The 17,626-nt window shown below is 66.2% G+C and carries 18 protein-coding genes and 1 tRNA gene; all 19 read left to right on the top strand.

Features of this window, described 5'->3' with window-relative positions:
• The first annotated feature begins 27 nt into the window (after positions 1–27).
• The 19 genes from MRBLSP13_RS20380 (at position 28) to trxB (ending at position 17,484) form a co-directional block, all read left to right on the top strand.
• Positions 28–858 (top strand): type II secretion system protein N, encoded by an 831-nt coding sequence (locus MRBLSP13_RS20380; protein ID WP_363756365.1) that lies wholly within the window; start codon positions 28–30, stop codon positions 856–858.
• Positions 855–3,029 carry a type II secretion system secretin GspD gene (gene gspD / locus MRBLSP13_RS20385; RefSeq protein ID WP_363756367.1) on the top strand — a complete coding sequence of 725 codons (2,175 nt, stop codon included), beginning with the start codon at positions 855–857 and terminating at the stop codon, positions 3,027–3,029. Before MRBLSP13_RS20380 ends, gspD begins: the two co-directional genes overlap by 4 nt.
• Before the next feature lie 24 nt (positions 3,030–3,053).
• Positions 3,054–4,598: a type II secretion system ATPase GspE gene (gspE, locus tag MRBLSP13_RS20390; RefSeq protein ID WP_363737059.1), complete on the top strand. Its 1,545-nt coding sequence runs from the start codon at positions 3,054–3,056 to the stop codon at positions 4,596–4,598.
• A complete protein-coding gene (gene gspF, locus MRBLSP13_RS20395) occupies positions 4,591–5,808 on the top strand; it encodes a type II secretion system inner membrane protein GspF (protein ID WP_363756369.1) in 1,218 nt (405 codons plus the stop codon). Before gspE ends, gspF begins: the two co-directional genes overlap by 8 nt.
• A 40-nt stretch (positions 5,809–5,848) precedes the next feature.
• Positions 5,849–6,367: a type II secretion system major pseudopilin GspG gene (gene gspG / locus MRBLSP13_RS20400; protein ID WP_363756427.1), complete on the top strand. Its 519-nt coding sequence runs from the start codon at positions 5,849–5,851 to the stop codon at positions 6,365–6,367.
• 85 nt (positions 6,368–6,452) lie between these two features.
• Entirely contained in the window at positions 6,453–6,908 is a 456-nt protein-coding gene (locus MRBLSP13_RS20405; protein ID WP_363737057.1) for a GspH/FimT family pseudopilin, read from the top strand.
• A complete protein-coding gene (gene gspI, locus MRBLSP13_RS20410) occupies positions 6,901–7,293 on the top strand; it encodes a type II secretion system minor pseudopilin GspI (RefSeq protein ID WP_363737056.1) in 393 nt (130 codons plus the stop codon). Before MRBLSP13_RS20405 ends, gspI begins: the two co-directional genes overlap by 8 nt.
• On the top strand, positions 7,290–8,027 hold the full coding sequence (gene gspJ, locus MRBLSP13_RS20415) for a type II secretion system minor pseudopilin GspJ (RefSeq protein WP_363737055.1): 738 nt from the start codon (positions 7,290–7,292) through the stop codon (positions 8,025–8,027). The genes gspI and gspJ overlap by 4 nt, the downstream gene beginning before the upstream one ends.
• Positions 8,020–9,009 (top strand): type II secretion system minor pseudopilin GspK, encoded by a 990-nt coding sequence (gene gspK, locus MRBLSP13_RS20420; RefSeq protein ID WP_363737054.1) that lies wholly within the window; start codon positions 8,020–8,022, stop codon positions 9,007–9,009. The genes gspJ and gspK overlap by 8 nt, the downstream gene beginning before the upstream one ends.
• Positions 9,006–10,118: a type II secretion system protein GspL gene (gene gspL / locus MRBLSP13_RS20425; protein WP_363756371.1), complete on the top strand. Its 1,113-nt coding sequence runs from the start codon at positions 9,006–9,008 to the stop codon at positions 10,116–10,118. The genes gspK and gspL overlap by 4 nt, the downstream gene beginning before the upstream one ends.
• Positions 10,115–10,600, top strand: coding sequence for a type II secretion system protein M (locus MRBLSP13_RS20430; RefSeq protein WP_363737052.1), 486 nt, complete (start codon positions 10,115–10,117; stop codon positions 10,598–10,600). The genes gspL and MRBLSP13_RS20430 overlap by 4 nt, the downstream gene beginning before the upstream one ends.
• On the top strand, positions 10,597–11,319 hold the full coding sequence (gene gspN / locus MRBLSP13_RS20435) for a type II secretion system protein N (protein WP_363737051.1): 723 nt from the start codon (positions 10,597–10,599) through the stop codon (positions 11,317–11,319). The genes MRBLSP13_RS20430 and gspN overlap by 4 nt, the downstream gene beginning before the upstream one ends.
• On the top strand, positions 11,316–12,077 hold the full coding sequence (locus MRBLSP13_RS20440) for a prepilin peptidase (protein ID WP_363756372.1): 762 nt from the start codon (positions 11,316–11,318) through the stop codon (positions 12,075–12,077). The genes gspN and MRBLSP13_RS20440 overlap by 4 nt, the downstream gene beginning before the upstream one ends.
• 106 nt (positions 12,078–12,183) lie before the next feature.
• Positions 12,184–12,260: transfer RNA gene (locus MRBLSP13_RS20445), tRNA-Met, on the top strand.
• Between the two features lie 113 nt (positions 12,261–12,373).
• Positions 12,374–13,783, top strand: coding sequence for a circularly permuted type 2 ATP-grasp protein (locus MRBLSP13_RS20450; RefSeq protein WP_363737049.1), 1,410 nt, complete (start codon positions 12,374–12,376; stop codon positions 13,781–13,783).
• A gap of 43 nt (positions 13,784–13,826) precedes the next feature.
• A complete protein-coding gene (locus MRBLSP13_RS20455; RefSeq protein WP_363737048.1) occupies positions 13,827–14,759 on the top strand; it encodes an alpha-E domain-containing protein in 933 nt (310 codons plus the stop codon).
• A 13-nt stretch (positions 14,760–14,772) separates the two neighbouring features.
• Positions 14,773–15,642: a transglutaminase family protein gene (locus MRBLSP13_RS20460; RefSeq protein WP_363737047.1), complete on the top strand. Its 870-nt coding sequence runs from the start codon at positions 14,773–14,775 to the stop codon at positions 15,640–15,642.
• A 24-nt stretch (positions 15,643–15,666) separates the two neighbouring features.
• A complete protein-coding gene (locus MRBLSP13_RS20465; RefSeq protein ID WP_363737046.1) occupies positions 15,667–16,404 on the top strand; it encodes a peptidase in 738 nt (245 codons plus the stop codon).
• A 117-nt stretch (positions 16,405–16,521) separates the two neighbouring features.
• Complete coding sequence (gene trxB / locus MRBLSP13_RS20470) at positions 16,522–17,484, top strand: thioredoxin-disulfide reductase (RefSeq protein WP_363737045.1); 963 nt, start codon at positions 16,522–16,524, stop codon at positions 17,482–17,484.
• The last annotated feature ends 142 nt before the right edge of the window (positions 17,485–17,626 follow it).

The raw sequence follows: 17,626 nt of genomic DNA on the forward strand, positions 1-17,626 counted from the left end.
CGATATCAAGGGGGATGAACGACGCGCATGCGTGAGGCTTTCAGCGATACTATCCGGAACCTGGGCAATCGCCTGCCGCCTATCAACTGGCTGTCGGTCGTCGAGAAGCTGTTGCTTGGCCTGCTGGCGCTGCAATGCGCCCGATTGCTCTGGGCGGTGCTGACGCCGGTCGGCAGTTTTGGTCCGTGGGAAGGGCGACAGGCCCATTTCCTCCCCGTCGCGGAGCGGCAGGCCCTGTTTTCCAGCTTCGACCCCTTTTATCGCGGTGGCCTGCAACAGTCGGGCGGCGGCGTCGTGACTTCGCTGGCGCTCACCGTTTACGGCATTCGCCTGAACGAAGGGTCCGGGCTGGGGTCCGCGATCGTCGCGGGCCCGGACGGCGTGCAGAACAGCTTCGCCGTGGGGGAAGAGATCATGCCCGGCGTGGTGCTGAAGGCCGTCGCCTTCGACCATATCACCATCGATCGCGGCGGGGCGGAGGAACAGCTTTTCCTCGATCAGTCCCAACCGGCCCCGACCGCCGCTCCGGATGGAGGAGCGCCGGCTGGCTTGCCGCCTTCGCCGATCGCGGGCATGGACAATCCAGGTGCCGACATGGTGAAGCGCGACGTCGGCTTCACCCCGCGAATGCAGAATGGACGCGTCACCGGCCTGATCCTGTCGGCCAGGGGGCCGGGCTTTCAACAGGCGGGCTTCCAGCCCGGCGATATCGTCACCCAGGTCGATGGCCAGCCGATCGGATCGATGAGCGATCTCCAGGCGCTGCAGGGCAAGATCGTGCCCGGCGCGCGCATTTCCCTGACCGTCGAACGCGGGGCCTCGCCCGCCACGATCAACCTGACACTGCAAGGCCAATGACCAGAAAACCGCTTCTTACCGCCGCCATGGCCCTCGCGCTGGCGGCTCCCATCGCATCGCCGGTCATGGCGCAGCAGACGCTGAACGTGCGCGACGCTGACATCCGCGCCTTCATCCAGGATGCGGCACGGGTGACCGGGCGGACCTTCATCATCGACAATCGTGTGTCGGGGAAGGTGTCCGTCGTGACTGACCGCCCCCTGTCCCGGTCCGAATATTTCGAGATATTCCTTTCCACCCTGCGCGCGAACGGGCTGGTGGCGGTGCCGGCGCCCGGCGGCGCCTATCGCATCCAGCCGGCCGATGGCGCGGCGGGCCAGCCCAGCGCCGTGGGCCGGGCGGCCAATCGCAACCAGTTCGTGACGGAGGTGTTCCGCCTGCGCTCCATCGACGCGGCGAGCGCGCTGGAAACGCTGCGGCCGCTTGTCAGCAAGGATGGCTCGGTGACGGCGAACCGGGCGGGCAACAGCGTGGTCGTGGCCGACTATGCCGACAATATCGGGCGCATCCGGCAGGTGATCGCGCGGATCGATCGGGATACTGCCTCGACCACCACGGTCATGCTGAAAAATGCCGGAGCGCGGGAGATCGCGACATCCCTGCAGGCGCTGGTGACGACAGGCGGCGACGGCGCGGCGAAGCCGGCGACGATCGTGCCCATCGACAGCAGCAACGCCGTCGCGATCCGGGGGGATGCCGGGACGGTGGCGCGGCTGGCGCAGATGGCGCGCGACCTTGACAGGCAGGCGGCGAGCGGGACCGAAATCCGCGTCTATTGGCTGGAACATGCCGACGCGGAAAAACTGCTGCCGGTGTTGCAGCAACTGGTCGGGCAGGCAACTGCCTCGCCCGTGACCGCCTCCACCCCTGCTGCCGGAAACGCGTCCTCTGCAATGCCTGCCGCCGCAGCCGGTTCGGGCGGCGGGGGCAGCAACGGCATCTCGTCGCGTGGCCCCGCCATCGTCACGCGCTATGAAGGCGCCAATGCAATCATCGTCGCGGCCAACAGCGATGTGCAGCGGATGCTGGGCGAGACGATCCGCCAGATCGACACGCGGCGCGAACAGGTGCTGGTGGAGGCGATCATTGTCGAGATCAGTGACGCCGCCGCCAAGAAGCTGGGCGTGCAGTTCCTGATCGGCAGCACCAAGACCGGTTTTGCGGCGACCAACTATTCCAATGCGCAGCCCAATATCCTGACGCTGGCGGGGGCGATCGCCGCCGACAGGCTGGGCGAGACGACGACGACCGTCGTGGCGCCCGACGGAACACGGACGGAGACGAGGACGCGGCAAAATGGCGACCTTTCCAATACGCTGCAACAGGCGGCCGTCGACAGCCTGATGAATGCGACCGGCGGCTTCGGCGGCGTGGCGACATCGCTCGGCAGGAACGGGATATTCGGCGCGATCATCAATGCCGTCAAATCCGACACCGACAGCAACATCCTGTCCACGCCCTCGGTGATGACGCTGGACAATCAGAAGGCGTCGATCCTGGTCGGCCAGCAGGTGCCGGTGACCACGGGCGAGGCGCTCTCCCAGAATTTCGACAACCAGTTCCGCACTGTCCAGAGGCAGGATGTCGGCATCAAGCTGGAGGTGAAGCCGCAGATCAACACCGGCGGCGCGATCAAGCTGTTCCTGAAGCAGGAGGTGTCCAGCGTCGCCGGCCCGGTGTCGAACAAGGACAGCGACCTCATCATCAACAAGCGCGAGATAGAGACGACCGTGACGGTCGACGATGGCGAGATACTGGCGCTTGGCGGCCTGTTGGACGACAATGAGCGCAAGACGATCGAGCGCATTCCGCTGCTGTCCGATATTCCCGGCCTTGGCGAACTGTTCAAGTCGCGCAGCAAGAGCCGGACCAAGACCAACCTCATGGTCTTCATCCGCCCCACCATCCTGCGGTCCAAGGAAGATGCGCAGAAACTGACGCAGCAGCGCTACGGCTATATTCGCGGCATGCAGTTGCAGCGCAATCCGGACCAGGAACCGGGCATAGACGAGCTGGTGCGCGACTATATGGGCGCGACGCCGCCCGCCGCCGCGCCCCAGCCGGGCGATGCGGTGGTGCAGCCGCCTGCCGAGATCATCGAGCCGACCGCCCGCCAGTCGAGCGGCGTGGTGCGGCCCGTCGAGATTCCTGCCAGCGGAGAGAAGCGGTGAGGGGCTTTCCGAACGGAGGTGGATATGAATGAGCCGCTGATCGTGACGGCCGATATCCCCCCGCATGTCGCGCCGCGAGCGGTGGACATACCCTATGTCTTCGCCCGCAAGCATGGCGTCGTGATGCTGCCGCCGGAGGGGGAAAGGCTGACCATCGCCGTGCGCGAGGGCAGCGATCCGCGGGTGCTGCTGGAAGTGCGGCGGCATCTGGCGCGCAGCTTCGACGTGCGCTTCGTCGATGCCGCGCAATTCGACCGGCATCTGTCGGATCATTATGCGATGGAGGGCAGCGCCGCCGCCATGGCCGGATCGCTCGAGGTCGGGGCGGACGAGCTGGACATATTGGCCGCGGATATCCCGACCGCCGACGACCTGCTCGACAGCGCCGACGATGCCCCCGCCATCCGCCTCATCAACGGCATCATTGCGGAAGCGGCGCGGCAGGGCGTGTCGGACATCCATATCGAACCCTATGAAACCGGGCTGATCGTGCGGATGCGCATCGACGGCGTGCTGCGCGAGACGCTGCGCATGCCGCCGCATGTAGCGCCCGTCGTCGTCAGCCGCATCAAGGTGATGGCGCGGCTCGACATAGCCGAGCGGCGCGTGCCGCAGGACGGGCGGATCGGGTTGACGCTAGGCGGGAAACTGCTCGATGTGCGCGTGTCGACCCTGCCCAGCCGGGCGGGGGAGCGGGTGGTGCTGCGTATCCTGGACAAGGAGAATGCGGGCATGAACCTCGACCTGCTCGGCATGGCCGGGGCGGCGGACCGGATCTTCCGGGACGGGTTGCAGGAGCCGAACGGCATCATCCTCGTCACCGGACCGACCGGGTCGGGCAAGACGACGACGCTCTATGCGGGCCTGCGGCAGCTCAATGACGGCACGCGCAATATCCTGACGGTCGAAGACCCGGTCGAATATGCGATCGACGGCGTCGGACAGACGCAGGTCAATGCGAAGGTCGGCCTGACCTTCGCGGCGGGGCTGAGGGCGATCCTGCGACAGGACCCCGATGTGGTCATGGTCGGCGAAATCCGCGACCGGGAAACGGCGGAGATCGCCGTGCAGGCCTCCCTGACCGGGCATCTGGTGCTGTCCACCGTCCATACCAATGATGCAGTGGGCGCGATCACGCGGATGCGCGACATGCGGGTGGAACCGTTCCTGCTGGCTTCCACCCTGCGCGCCGTCATCGCGCAGAGGCTGGTGCGTCGGCTTTGCCAGAAGTGCCGCGAACCCGTGCAGGCGGACAAGTCGGCCAGCGCGCTGCTGGGCTTCGATCCGGGCACGATCATCTACCGCGCGCGCGGGTGCGAGGCGTGCAATGGCACCGGCTACAAGGGCCGGATCGGCGTGTTCGAGGCGATCAGGGTGGACGACACCATCCGGCGGCTCATCAACGATGGCGGCGATGAATCGCTGATCGCGCGCCACGCCTTTCTGAATGCGCCCAATCTGGGCTCGGCCGCGCGGGCGCTGGTGCGCGACGGCCAGACCACGGCGGAGGAGGCGATCCGCGTGTCGCGGCGCGACGCGGGCGAGGTGGAAACCATCGCCGATGGCTGAGTTCGACTATATCGCCATCGACCCCGCCGGACGGGAGCGCAGCGGCGCGATCAAGGCTGAGACGGTCGAGGACGCGCGGGCGAAGCTGGACTCGCGCAAGCTGTTCATCGTGCGGATCGAGGCTGGCGCGGTGGAGAAGGCGCGCAGACGGACAGGGCTGTCCTTCCGGGCGCCCCGCCTCTCCGCCAAGGAACTGACGCTGTTCACCCGGCAATTGTCGACGCTGATCCAGGTCAGTCCGCTGGAGGAGTCGCTCCGCACCATCGGACGGCAGAGCGAGCAGGCGCATGTCCAGGCGATTGTTGGCAAGGTGCATTCGGGCGTGCTGGAGGGGCGTCGGCTGGCCGATGCCCTGGGCGCCGAGCCGAGGAGCTTTCCGCCGCTCTATCGCGCGATGGTTTCAGCGGGCGAGAGTTCAGGAAGCCTGCCCACGATCATGGAGCGCCTGTCCGACCTGATGGAGCGGCAGGCGGTGATCCGATCGAAGGTGCTGACCGCCATCGCCTATCCTTCCGTGCTCGCTGCCTTTGCGGTGTGCGTGGTCGCGGCGCTGATGATCTTCGTCGTGCCCAAGGTGGTGGAGCAATTCGATACGGTGGGCCAGCAACTGCCGCTGCTCACCCGCATGGTGATGGGGATTTCGGCCTTCCTGGCGGGCTATTGGTGGCTGCTGGCGATCATGCTGGGGCTGGCCGCCTTCGGCCTTTGGCGCGCGCTGAAGGTGGAGCGCTTCCGCTATCGTTTCGATTCGGTGCTGCTGCGCCTCCCATTGCTGGGGCGGTTGATCCGCGACCTGCACGCAGCGCGGATGGCACGCACGCTCTCGACCATGGTGGCGAGCCGCCTGCCGTTGATGGAGGGCTTGTCGCTCACCACCCAAACGGTGCACAACCGGGTGCTGCGGCAGGCTTCGGAGGAGATTGTGGAGGCCATTCGCGGTGGCGGCAGCCTGTCGGCGGCGCTGCGACGGGCAGGGGTGTTCCCGCCGCTGCTCGTCTACCTCACGGCCAGCGGGGAAAGCGCGGGGCGGCTGGACACCATGCTGGAGCGGGCAGCCGATTATCTGGAGCGGGAGTTCGACAGCTTCACCTCGGCCGCGCTCGCCATGCTGGAGCCGCTGATCATCATAGCGATGGGCGGCATTGTCGCCGTCATCATCCTGTCCATCCTGCTGCCCATCCTGCAATTGCAGAGCCTTACCGGGGCCTGAAGGAGTGAATATGCGTAATCTGAAGACGTTGAAGTGCGACATGCTCCTGCGAAGGCAGGAGCATGACTGCGCAAGGGGCGAACATGGCCTCGAGTCTTCGAGACGTTCCGCCGAACACGGCTTCACGTCCCTGAAGCGTTCCGCCGAACACGGCTTCACTCTGGTCGAACTGATGGTCGTGATCGTCATCATCGGCCTGCTTGCCACCATCGTGGCGATCAACGTCATTCCGGCCACGGATACGGCGCGCGTAGAAAAGGCGAAGGCCGACATCGCCACCATTGAGCAGGCACTGGAACAATATCGGCTCGACAACCTGACCTATCCGTCCGCGACCGACGGGTTGCAGGCGCTCCTCATTCCCCCGGCCTCGCTTACCCAGCCGCAGCGTTACAGGCGCGGGGGCTATATCAAGAAGCTACCCAACGATCCCTGGGGACGTCCCTATACCTATGCCGTGCCGGGGCGGAAGGGCGCGTTCGACATCAGTTCGCTGGGGGCGGACGGACAGCCGGGTGGCGACAATGAAAATGCCGACATCTATTCCAGCGATCTTTGATAGCCCGCAGCACGGCTTCGGGTGCTTGAGGCGTCCCGCCGAACATAGCTTCGGGTCTTTCAGGCGTTCCGCCGAACACGGCTTCATGTCTCTGAGGCGTCCCGCCGAACACGGCTTCACGCTGATCGAACTGATGGTCGTGCTGACGATCATCGGCTTCATTTCAGCCGTGGTGGTGCTGGCGATCCCCGACCCCCGCGGCCGGGTGATCGAGGATGCCGACCGCTTCGCCGCTCGCCTTGCCGCGGCGCGCGACGAAGCGGTCGTCACCGCGCGTCCCATGGGGGTGTGGGTTTCGGCTTCGGGTTACGGCTTTCAGCGCCGCGACGGCGGCCAATGGGTTGGGCTGGAGGACAAGCCCTTCGTCACCGCCAGTTGGAAGGCCGGAACGCGCGCGCTGGTCGGCAAGGATGGACGGCAGCAGATCGGCTTCGACGGAACGGGACTTCCGACCGATCCGATGACCGTGACCCTCGCCCGCGAGGGGGAGCGGGTGTCGATTTCGGTCGACATGGCCGGGAAGGTCGCGGTCGGTGGCTAGGTCGCGCCTCGTCCTTGCGACCCCGCCTACCGCGGAGCGGGGCTTCACCCTGCTCGAAATGCTGGTGGCGCTGGCGGTGTTCAGCCTCGCCGCCCTCGCGCTCGTCCGCCTGCAGGGTGTGACCCTGCACACCGCCGCCGACCTCGACAGCAAGGCAATGGGCCAGATCGTCGCGCGCAACCTGATGGTGGAGGTGCAGACCGATCCCGCACCGCCTTCGCTTGGCAGTGAAGAGGGCGACGTCGACAATGGCGGTCGGCGCTGGCATTGGACGCGGGCGGTCAGGGCGACCAATGACAGGCGCCTGCTCCGGGTCGACCTGACGGTAAACGGGCAGGCGGGCTCGTCCCCCGTGGTGCTGAGCTTCGTGCGGGCAGTGCAATGAGACGGGCCGTTTCCGCCGAACACGGCTTCGAGTCTTTTGGGGGTTCCGCCGAGCACGGCTTCACTTTCCTGAACCGCTCCGCCGAATACGGCTTCACGCCCCTGAAGCGTTCCGCCGAGCACGGCTTCACGCTGATCGAACTGCTCGTCGCCTTAATGATCTTCGCCATGCTGGCGGCGGCGGGGGTGCTGCTGCTGGGCAACAGCGTGTCGGCTCAGGCGCAGATCAAGCTGCGGCTCGACGACATGGCGGCGGTGCAGCGGGCAAGCGGCGCGCTGGCGGCCGATCTGGGGCAGGCTGTGCCGCGCATCAGCCGCACCGAAGCGGGTACGCTGGCGCCTGCTTTCTGGTCGCATCGGGAGGGGGAGAACCTGCCCGTCCTCCAGTTCGTACGGGGTGGCTGGGACAATCTGGGCGACCTGGCGCGGCCCTCGCTCCAGAAGGTTGAATATTGGGTGCGGCAGGGGCGGCTGGAACGGCGCACTTATGCACAGGTGGATGGCGCGGCGGGCGATGAGCCGGCCGCACTGCTCACGCAGGTCGAAGATGTCGCGCTCCGCTTTCGCGACGCCAGCGGCGACTGGCGCGACCAATGGGTGCCGACACAGCCTGACCTGATGCCCCGCGCCGTGGAAATGACGGTGAGGCGGACGGGCGAATCGCCGGTGACGTTGCGCTTCCTGGTCGGACCGGGCCCGGCCGAAAGGCTGGAAGGGGTGCCGGCCAATGGCTGATCGCGGAAAGGCGGGCGAGCGCGGCGCGGCGCTGTTGACCGTGTTGCTGCTGGTGGCGGTGATGGCGGTGGTCGCATCGACCGCGCTGGAGCGGCTGGCGCTGGCCACGCGGATGACCGGCAATGGCGGCGCGATCGATCAGGCCCGCGCCTTTGCCGATGCGGGGACCGAGATCGCGCGCCTGCGGATCGGCGATCTGGTGGCGGCCAATCCGGGCAAGACGACGCTGGCGGGGAACTGGATGGGTACGCCGCAGGCGATCCCGATGCCGGGCGGCACGGCGATCGCGCGCGTCACCGATGGCGGCAATTGCTTCAACCTCAACAGCGTGGTCGCGGGCGAGAATGAGGCGAATCTGAAGGTCCGTCCGGTCGGCGTGTCGCAATTTCAGGCTTTGCTGCAGGCATTGGGGATCGACGCCCGGCAGGCACAGGTCGCCGCCGCCTCGCTCGCCGACTGGATCGACACCGACAGCGTGCCCCAGCCCGGCGGCGCGGAGGATGAGACCTATGCGCGGGCGCCACGGCCCTATCGCACCTCCAACCGCTTCATGGTCGACGCTAGTGAGCTGCGCGCGGTGAATGGCGTGACGCCTGCAATCTATGATGTGGTGCGGCCATGGGTCTGCGCCCTGCCGACGGCCGATCTGTCGCCGATCAATATCAACACGCTGCTGCCCGATCAGGCGCCTTTGTTCGCGATGATGCTCCAGGGCCAGCTTAGCGTGGCGCAGGCACGGCAATTGCTGGCGCAGCGGCCTGCGGAAGGCTACGGCAGCACGGTGCAGTTCTGGGCTCCTTTGGCGAGCCAGGGGATCAGCCCGCTGGAAGAGGTTGGGCAGCAGGTCAAATTGACGACAGGGTTTTTCAGAGTGGACGTGTCGGTGAATGTCGGGGGGACAGAGGTAGTGGAATGGGCACTGATCGATGCGCGGCAGAGCCCGGCTAAATTGATCCGCCGTAGCGGGAGCAGCGGCGCATGAGCGTGCGGGAAGGATTGATCGTCGCCCTGCCGCAACAGGGCGAGCCGTTGTGGATGCGGGTGGTGGAAGGCGCCGTCGTCCAGAGCGGAACGGGCGCGAACTGGCTGGCGGCCTGCGGCCTCACCGCGCTGCCCGATGACGCGATCGTGTTGCTGGTGCCGCCTGCCGCGCTAGTGACGCTGAACTGGATCGAATATCCCGATCTCGCTCCCCGTCAGGGGCGCGCGGCGGCGCGGCTAGCGGCGCTCGCCGGCGCTATCGTGCCCGCAGACCAGCTTTTCGCCGCCGCCGATGAGAATGAGGATCCGGCGCGCCCGCACTGCATCGCCGTCGCGGCGCGCGCGGACATGCAGCACTGGCTGCTCTGGGCGCAGCACCATGGGCTCGACCCCGACATCATGGTGCCCGCCCCGCTGCTGCTGCCGGAACCGCAGGAGGGGTTTGAACGCGGCATGATCGGCGGCGAAGCAGTGCTGCGCGGGACCGATCTGGTGCTGGCGGGTGACCTGGTATTGCCGGAACTGATAGGTAAAGCCGTTGTGCGGGATGTGCCCGCTGCTCAGATTGATGCGCTGGCGGTTGCGGCGCTGGAGCGGCCACCGATCGATCTGCGGCAGGGCGACTTTGCCAAACGGGTGAGACGGCCGTTCGACAAGCGAAGGATTGCCCGGATCATGCTGTGGAGTGGGCTCATCCTGTTCGTCAGTTTGCTGATGGCGCTGATCGGGACTGCGCGGCAGCATGTCGCCGCAAACAGTCTCGATGCGGAAAGTCTGGCGCTTGCCCGGCAGGTCGTGCCCGGTGCCACCGACCTCGACCAGGCGGAGGCGGAGATGGAGCGCCGGCTCGCGGCGCGAGGAGCGGGGGCCTATGCCTTCACGGCGCCGGTGGCAGGGCTGCTCAGTGCGATGCAGGACGCGCCGGGCGTGTCGCTGACCGCGCTGTCGCGTGATAACGACGGCATGATCCGCGCCACGCTGGCCGCGGCGAAAGTGGAAGATATCAACATGGTACTGCTCGCACTCCAGGCGGAGGGTTTCACGATCACCGCCACGCCTTCGCAGGAGCCCGGCGGACGGATGCTGGCGGATATCACGGTGCAATCATGATGGAACGGTTACGGGTCTTGTGGGGTGAACGAAGCCCTCGCGAACAGTGGATGCTGGGCGTGATGTTCGCGCTGCTGGCGGCGGTGATCCTTTGGCTCGGCATAGCGCGGCCACTCGCCGCGGCGCAGCGTTCGGTGCGCGATGCCTTGCGGGAGGCGACGGACCGCAACGCCGCCATCCGCGCGAAGGTGACGTTGCTGAAGTCGCTGCCACGCACGGCGGGGCCGATCGATACGGCCGTGCCGCTGGAGCAGTTCATCGGCCAGAGCGCTGGCGAGGCCGGGTTGACGCTGGAACGCGCGCAGGCGCAGGGCGCGGACCGCGTCGACATGGCTATCGCCTCCGTCCGCCCGGTCGCGCTGCTGTCGTGGCTCGCTGCATTGGAAGCGCGGGGCATCCGAGTCGAAACGATGAGCGCGCGGCCGGCCGCGACGGCGGGCAGCGTCTCGGTACAGGCCGTGCTGGTTCGGGGCGGGCAATGATGGGGCTCCATCTTTCGCGGCCGATGCGCATCGCGCTCATCGCTCTGTTCGCATTGGGCTTCCTCATCTTCCTCCCCATGCGCATCGCGCTCGGCATGACAGGTCTGGAGCGGCTGGGCGTGGCGGCGCGGGAGGTGCGCGGCACGGTGTGGAGCGGCAGGCTCGACCAGTTGATGCTGGGCACGGTATCGCTGGGGTCCGTCCATGCTGGCCTGTCTCCCCTGTCGTTGCTGGTGGGGCGGGCGCGGTTCGACGTCTGGCGCCGCAACGGCGCGGCGGATGATCTGAGCGGCGCGCTGACGGTCGGCTTCGGGCGCATGGGGATCGACGATGTGACAGGCGCCGTGCCGCTGGGCCGGACCTTCGCGCCTCTGCCGGTGAGCAGCTTCGTCATGGAAGACGTGTCGGCCTGGTTCTCCGGCGACCGCTGCGGCCATGCGGAGGGGCGGGTCCGGGCGCAGATGGCGGGTCAGTTTCCGGGACTCAACCTGTCCCAGGGCCTGTCGGGCGTGGCCAGTTGTGATGGCGATGCGCTGCTGCTGCCGCTCGTCAGCCAGTCGGGGTTGGAAAAGGTCAATCTGCGCATCTGGCGATCGGGTCGTTACCTGGCGGAAATGCGGGTGGAAACCGCCGATGCTGCCCTGGGCGAGGCATTGGCCAGCGCGGGCTTTGTCGATGCTGGCGGCACGCGCGTGCTGAAGATCGAAGGAACGCTGTGATCCAGGCCTTTCCTGCCCTGCTGGGCGCGACGGCGGGGGCAATAGCCGGGAGTTTCCTCGCAACGATCATCCTGCGCTGGCCGCACGGGCGCGGCGTGCTGCGTGGCCGCTCGGCCTGCGACGGCTGCGGGCGGGTTCTTGGCGTCGTCGATCTCGTGCCGATGGTGAGCGCGCTGGTTCAGCGCGGCCGGTGCCGGAGCTGCGGCGCCCCCATCGACCCGCTGCATGGCCGGGTGGAGGCGGGATGCGCGATCATCGGCGCGCTTGCCCTGGGCTTTTCGCCCGATCCGGGCGGGGTGGGGTGGGCCATGCTGGGCTGGCTCCTCCTGACGCTGGCGGTGCTCGACAGGCGGCATTTCTGGCTGCCCGACGGGTTGACCCTGCCCTTGGCCTTCCTGGGCTTCACCATCGGGCCATGGGTCACCGACACGACGATGGCAGGGCGGGCGATCGGCGCAATGACCGGCTATCTGACGCTGTTGCTGATCGCGCTCGGATATCGGCGATTTCGTGGGCGCGACGGGCTGGGCCTGGGCGATGCCAAGCTGCTGGGCGCATTGGGCGCCTGGTTCGGCTGGCAGGCCTTGCCGTTCATCCTGCTGCTTGCCGCGAGCGTGGGGTTGCTGGCCGTCGGCGCGGTCATGGCGACAGGCAGGAGGATCGATGGCGCGACGCGCCTGCCGCTGGGGACTTTCCTCGCCATCGCGGCAGTGCCGGGATGGTGGCTCGCAACTGTCCTCACCAGCGCGGGCAGATAACCGGCAAGAGAAATTTCGCGATGCCGTGAAACCCCGTTGACCCATCAGCCCGCTCTGCTTATAGCGCCGCCTCACCGCAGGGCGCCGCCCGGCGGACAGCCCATGGGGCGGAGTAGCTCAGCTGGTTAGAGCAGCGGAATCATAATCCGCGTGTCGGGGGTTCAAGTCCCTCCTCCGCTACCACCTTTACAGACTGTCGTTCCCAAGCGGATTTTCCGCTTGCATTCGTCCTTCCCTGTTGCACTAATGTTGCAACGCACAACCAGCCGATTGTCGGCTGAGGGAGGATCGATACTTTGCCCTTCCACGAAATGTTTGAGCCGGATGGTTCGATACGCCCCTGCTACGCGGAAGTGCAGAATTGGGTGGAGCGAACCGGCATTGCCGGGCTCAATCGTCGAATGGATGAGGCGGAGGCGATATTCCGGCGCATCGGCATCACCTTTGCCGTCTATGGCGAGGGGGGCGATCCGGAACGGCTGATCCCCTTCGACCTGCTGCCCCGCATCTTCATGGCCCAGGAATGGCGCGTGCTGGACAAGGGCATCCGGCAACGGGCGCGGGCCCTCAACGCCTTTCTCCACGATGTCTATCATCGCGGCGAGATTGTGAAGGCGGGGATCATGCCCGCGGACATCATCTACCAGAACAGCGCCTATCTGGCGGAAATGGCCGATTTCACCCCGCCGGGAAAGGTGTACAGCCATATCGTTGGCATCGACATCGTCCGCACCGGGCCAGCGCGGTTCGAGGTGCTGGAGGATAATTGCCGCACTCCCTCCGGCGTGTCCTACATGCTGGAAAATCGCGAGATCATGACTCGCATGTTCCCGGAACTCTTTGCCCAGGGCGTGGTCGCGCCGGTCGATGACTATCCGGCCGAATTGCTGAAAAGCCTGAAGGAAGTCGCGCCGCCCGCGTGCAGGGGCGATCCGGTGGTAGTGGTGCTGACGCCCGGTTCGCTCAACAGCGCCTATTATGAGCACAGTTTCCTCGCGGACCTGATGGGCGTGGAACTGGTGGAGCCGGCGGACCTGTTCGTCGACGATGACCGGGTCTGGATGAAGACCACGCTGGGGCCAAAGGCTGTCGATGTCATCTACCGGCGCATTGACGATGAATATATCGATCCGCTGGTGTTTCGGGCGGACAGCCTGCTGGGCGTGCCCGGCATCTTCAATGTCTACCGCAATGGCGGGGTGACGCTGGCGTCGGCGCCGGGATCGGGGATCGCGGACGACAAGGCCGTGTACATCTACGTGCCGGACATGATCCGCTTCTATCTGGGCGAGCAGCCGATCCTGGACAATATCCAGACCTGGCAATGCGGTAAGCCGGACGAATGCGCCTATGTGCTGGAAAATCTGCACGAACTGGTGGCCAAGGAGGTTCATGGATCGGGCGGCTACGGCATGCTGATCGGGCCGAAATCGACCAGGGACGAGATCGCGGCCTATGCCGACCGCATCCGTGCCAATCCGGGCGAGTTCATCGCCCAGCCGACCCTCGACCTGTCGACCGTGCCGACATTGGGACCGGCGGCGGTTGTGGGGCGGCATGCGGATTTCCGGCCCTATTGCCTGGTGGGCAAGCAGCTCAGGCTGGTGCCCGGCGGATTGACGCGGGTGGCGCTGACCGAAGGATCGCTGGTGGTGAACTCCAGCCAGGGGGGCGGGGTGAAGGACACCTGGGTTTTGCAGGACTGATGATGCGCGCATTCATGTCCATATCTGATCGGAAATCTCTCGCATGCTGAGCCGGACCGCGGAGAATCTCTTCTGGATGGCCCGTTATATGGAGCGGGCAGAGGCCACCGCGCGTCTGCTGACCATGGGGCAGCGCATGGCCATCCTGCCTGGCGCGCATCATCGCGAAGAGTGGCGCTCGGTGGTGCGGGCGACCGGAGCGCTCAATCATTTCCCCGAAGGCGCGCCGGTGACGGAGAGCGACGCCATCGCCTTCCTGATGCTCGACATCGACAATCCTTCCTCCATCCGTTCCTGCCTGCTCAAGGCCCGCGCCAACGCCAAATCGGCCCGTACCATGCTGACGCAGGATATGTGGGAGGCGCTGAACGAAGGCTGGCGCAAGCTCGACAGCTATGACGTGGCGGAGGCGCGGCAGCAGCTTCCGGCGCTGATCGACTGGGTCAAGACGCGGGTAATGACCTTCCGCGGCGCGGCGCATTCCGGGCAGCTCCGCAATGAGGGGCATGATTTCCTGCGTGCCGGCTCCGCGCTGGAACGGGCGCAGATGACGCTGCGCCTGCTGGACGTCAAATATTATGTGCTGCTGCCGGAGACGGAGGTCGTGGGCGGCAATCGCGACCATTATCAATGGACGTCGGTGCTGTACGCGCTGTCGGGCGCGCGGGCCTTTCACCATGTCTATGGCGGCACCTATACGCCCTGGCAGATCACGGATTTCCTAATGCTGAACCGCCTGTTCCCGCGCAGTGTCGCCTATTGCTATGACCAGCTTGCCTATCGGCTGAACCGCCTGGCGGGATGGCATGACGCGCGATCGGCCTGCCACGACACCGTGCGCCAGATGGTGGCCGATCTGGAGCAGCTGGACAGCGGCGAAATCTTCCGGGCAGGCCTGCATGAAACGGTCCAGAACGGCCTGATGAACACCAACCGGCTGGGCGTGGAGATCGCCCAGGCCTATCATTTCGGCTGAGGGGAGGGCGCGCATGAAACTGCTCGTCCGTCACCAGACCGTCTATCGCTATGAGGCTGCGGCGGGGCGGGTGGCGATGCGGTTGAAGCTGATGCCCGTCGATACGCCGACGCAGAAGGTGCTCGACTGGCAGGTGAGCGTCAATGAGGAGCCGCTGACCGGTTTCCGCCGCAACAGCTATGGCGAGATGGAGGCGATCTGGGTTCGGCACGACCGGATGGACAATGCCGTCATCGTCGCGGAAGGACTGGTGGAAACGCGGGAGGGTCATGGCGTGGTGGGCTGGCTCGGCTGCCCGGTGAACCCGCGCTATTTCCTGCGGGAGACGCGGCTGACCGGGACATCGCCGGAAATCCGGGCAATGGCGCTGTCCCTGCCGGACGAGGACGGGCCGCTGGCCCGGCTTCATGCGCTGTCGGCCGCCGTCAGCGATGCCGTGGCCTATCGCGCCGGCGTGACGACCGCCGACACCACGGCGGCGGAGGCTTTCGCGCTGGGTGCCGGGGTGTGTCAGGACCATGCGCAGGTGTTCATCGCCGGCGCGCGGGCGATGGGCATTCCGGCGCGCTACGTGTCCGGCTATCTGCTGGCCGATGAGGGCGATGTGCTACACGAGACCCATGGCTGGGCGGAGGCGCTGGTGCCCGAACTGGGCTGGGTGGGATTCGATCCTTCCAACCGGGTCTGCGTGACGGAGCGCTATCTGCGCCTCGCCTGCGGGCTGGATGCGGACGAGGCGGCGCCGATACGCGGTTCCGTGACCGTGGCGGGCGATATCTGGATTGACGCGGACGTCCGGATCGCGCAGGCGGAGGACGGGGTGGAGGAGCGGCAGCTCCAGCGGCAGCAGCAACAAGGTGCGCAGACCACCACGCAGGGTTGAACGACGACAGGAGCCCTTGGGGCAATGACTTATTGTGTGGCGGTGCGGGTCGACCAGGGGCTGGTCATGCTGTCCGACACCCGCACCAATGCGGGGATGGATAATATTGCCCGCTTCCGCAAGAGCTTCACCTACAGCGTGCCGGGCGAGCGCGCGATCACCATGATGTGTTCGGGCAATCTGTCGATCACCCAGGGGGTGAAGGCGATGCTGAGCCGCGCGATCAAGGATGCGGCGCTGGACCCGGACGTGGAAACGATCCTCAACTGCTCCACCATGCACCGCGTCGCGCAGATCGTGGGGGAGGCGATGTGCACGATGCAGGGTCGCTATCGCAGCACCATAGAGATGCAGGGCGCGGCGGCCGACGCCTCCATCCTGATCGCCGGCCAGCGCAGGGGCGGCAAGCCGCGGCTCTACCTCATCTATTCGGCGGGCAATTTCATCGAGGCGACGGAGGACACGCCCTTCTTCCAGATCGGCGAGCATAAATATGGCAAGCCGATCCTGGATCGCATCGTGAAGCGCGAAACCAGCCTGGAGGATGCGACCAAGGCAGTGCTGGTGTCGATGGATTCGACCCTGCGCTCCAACCTGTCGGTGGGGATGCCGCTGGACCTCACGGTGATCGAGCGGGATGCCTACGACTTCCGCGTGCGGACCCGGATCGAAGCGGACAATGAGGAATTCCAGCTTCTCTCGCACAGTTGGTCGGCCGCGCTGCGCAAGGGGTTCGAGGATTTACCCAACGTCCTCGACTGACGGGACTGGCGCCCGCCAAGGTTCAGCTTCTCGCCCGTCAAGCAAATCCATCGCTTGCGCGTCCGGCCGCTTGGCCTATCTCATCCCGACAGACGAATCGCAGCCGGAAAGACATTCATGACCGCCACCCATTCGACCCGCATGCTGATCCTCGGTTCCGGCCCGGCCGGCCTGTCCGCCGCCATCTATGGCGCGCGCGCGGGGCTCGCGCCGATCGTGGTCCAGGGCATGCAGCCGGGTGGCCAGTTGACGATCACGACCGACGTCGAAAATTATCCGGGTTTCCGCGACGTGATCCAGGGGCCCTGGCTGATGGAACAGATGCAGGCGCAGGCGGAGCATGTCGGCGCGCAGATGATGTATGACCAGATCGTCGACGTGGACCTTTCGGAGCGGCCCTTCCGCCTGAAGGGGGACAGCGGCACGCTCTATTATGCCGACAGCCTGGTGATCGCCACCGGTGCCCAGGCCAAATGGCTGGGCACCGAGGGCGAGCAGCTCTTGCAGGGCAAGGGCGTTTCGGCCTGCGCGACCTGTGACGGTTTCTTCTATCGCGGCAAGAAGGTGGTGGTGATCGGCGGCGGCAATACGGCGGTGGAGGAGGCGCTCTACCTCACCAACCACAGCCATGACGTCACGCTGATCCACCGCCGCGACTCGTTGCGGGCGGAAAAGATCCTCCAGCAGCGCCTGTTCGCGCATCCGAACATCAAGGTGCTTTGGAACCAGGCGGTGGAGCGTTTCGTCGGCGGCGGCAATCCGGAGGGTCTGGTCGGCGTCGACCTGGTCGACACGGTGACCGGCCACAGGTCGCATATAGAGACGGATGGCGCTTTCGTCGCCATCGGCCATCAGCCCGCCACCGAGCTGTTCGTCGACAAATTGCCGATGGATGAAGGCTATCTGCTGGTGGAAAAAGGCACGACGAGGACCGCTGTTCCTGGCGTGTTCGCGGCGGGCGACGTCAGCGACAAGGTCTATCGCCAGGCCGTGACCGCCGCGGGCATGGGCTGCATGGCCGCGCTGGACGTGGAAAAGTTCCTGGCCGAAGCCGATTTTGAGGCCGTCGCGGCGGAATAGGGCGGTTCTTCCGCTGGCGGTAATTGGCCAGTTGTCGCCATGAAGCACAGCGTGCTCCTGCGAAGGCAGGAGCCCAGTTCAGACGATGCGATGATTCACTGAGGGCGGAACCGGGCTCTTACGGGCCACTCGTCTCGTTCGA

This window comes from Sphingobium sp. LSP13-1-1.1 (assembly GCF_040676415.1).
Classification (GTDB): Bacteria; Pseudomonadota; Alphaproteobacteria; order Sphingomonadales; family Sphingomonadaceae; genus Sphingobium.